At 29.5% G+C, this 2176-nt stretch carries 1 protein-coding gene; it reads right to left on the reverse strand.

The window, feature by feature from the left end; translation table 11 throughout:
• Nucleotides 1-340: 340 nt before the first annotated feature.
• Nucleotides 341-1813, reverse strand: coding sequence for a toll/interleukin-1 receptor domain-containing protein (locus tag FTT91_RS14425; protein WP_050049533.1), 1473 nt, complete (start codon nucleotides 1811-1813; stop codon nucleotides 341-343).
• Nucleotides 1814-2176: the final 363 nt, after the last annotated feature.

Consider the following 2176-nt stretch of genomic DNA (forward strand, 5'->3'; position numbering starts at 1 on the left):
CTAGACAAAATGACACCAAATGAGTTTTACTATGATCAGCTACCCCAACAAAACAAGGTGGCTTAACTAGAGCGGAATATCACTTATAAATACGCTTTTAGTTGTTCAAACAAGTGGAACCACCTCTCTACCTTTTACAGGGATATGCATTTTCAATTGTTCAACCATTAAATCAAAGGTTGAAAAACTGATGCCTGTATATCGCTTAAACTGTGTTTCAGAAAGCTTCTTTGAGTCGTGGTATTTCATTCGCAAATTATGCATGAATATTTAAAATTCTTCGGTACAAATAATCAGCAATATATCGGTCATTTTTTGATTTATGAAAGAGATCTGTTATCTATGACTTATGTAATTTTTCTAAATTGCTTAGAATCTTTAAATCAAATTGAGCAAATGACCCAGTCCATTTAGGAATAAATGGATTTGGAGCATATGGATTATCCTTATTTATATTTAGTATATCCTCTATAAACTGTAAGTCCTGAACATTCAATACTTTCTTGATTTCGTCAAAATAGCTGGCTCTTTCTGACTTAACAAAAACTTTTAAAGCAAGGTGTCGATGATTTGCAATATAAAAAGACAGATGAGGCCACCATCTTTTTCTATAAAAATCATCATCTTGTACATTAAGTGTTAAAGATTTAATAAACAAGAATGCATCTGCTTCACACATTTCTTCAAAACTAATAACTTGATTATCAGAATAGTCCTTTACAAGATCTCCTAATGGCGAATACATTCTTGATTTTAAGGTATTTTCAATAAAATTATATTCTCTTGGAAGAAAAACGCTAAAAGTCATATATTTTTTATCTAATAAGTGCCGATGATGAAAATTTTCTGGCAACATATAGAGTTCATCTAGAATCTCTTTAAGTTCATTAAATTCTTCATTTTTAATCAGAATAGATATTAGCGAAAGAAATATTTGATAATTTAAAAAACAAAATAATTCTAAATCTGCTGTTAAACGGCTTCTTTGATTTGGAATAACAGTTAATAAATTTAAAAGGCTTTCTAAAAAGCTACGGAAATGTTTAAAAATCTTAGATTCATTGGAATGAGTACAAACAGTATCAACAATTTTTTTAAACTCATATAAATGAGGTTGAAAATGTTCAAGCTTCTGTTTAAATGCTTCTTCAACATTACTATCATCATCTAAAAGTGAAAATTTTGGTAATTCCAAATATAGCTTATCTAAGTATTGCTTTACCAAACTGCTGGCATTACTTCTACCCTTTTCTAAAGCATCTATTGCCATTCGATATTGAGTATTTGTGAATAATGCAACTTGATTATCTTCAGCAACAATAAAACTCGGAGCACTACCAAGAAGTTTAGGTTTCTCATATTTATATTTATCATAAGCCCAACGAACTAACTTTTCATATTCCTCTGCATATCTTTCAGAATCCGACAAATCAACATGTAGTCTACCTGCATAAAATATAGGTTTAGGAGCATCAGGTTCAGCTATAACAGCGACAATTTTATTTTTATCCCTTTTACTATAAAGCTCCTGCGATAGAATCGTAGATTCAGTTCCAACACCGCCATGGCGTTGATTTGCACGATCCGTATATTTTCCATCAATAATCATAATTATTTTAGTAATAGTAGGATCATTAACCATACTTTCCATGAAGAATATTGGGTCATCTCCTTCTCTTAATTCCCATTTATCAAGGGCAATATCAATACCATCTTTCATTAAGTTTTCAGCTAATTCTAGAACCCATTCTTCATGTTCAGGACTTGACCAACTATATGAAACAAATATTTTAGGTACATCGACTTGCTGCATTTTTAATATCTCAAAGATAAACAATTATTTTAAAGTTATATAACTTATTTTAAGTTAAATAGGGAAAAGAAAAGATAATTCTGTAATGATCATTCACTATTTAGAAAATTTTCACGGTTTTCATTAGGTAATATACAAGAATTAAAAATGTCATGTGATATGTAACCTTTTACTATGAAATAACTTTAAAATTTTATGTATGTTTAGGGTATACCCTAAAGTTACAATCTGAAAGCTCATGAAATTATGTATCATTTAAATGATTTTTAATCATAAGTAACATGTAACTTTAGTGTTAAAGAATTATAATTTACGAAATTGTTCATTTTTATCCAATTGGGGCGTGAAAAAGTGAAAGGCCAA

This window comes from Acinetobacter sp. YH12021, assembly GCF_013420145.1.
Taxonomy (GTDB): domain Bacteria; phylum Pseudomonadota; class Gammaproteobacteria; order Pseudomonadales; family Moraxellaceae; genus Acinetobacter; species Acinetobacter towneri.

What these genes read in the sequence shown, in the direction of transcription:
- FTT91_RS14425 (WP_050049533.1), bottom strand. Translation starts at nt 1,813, where the DNA reads ATGCAGCAAGTCGATGTACCTAAAATATTTGTTTCATATAGTTGGTCA.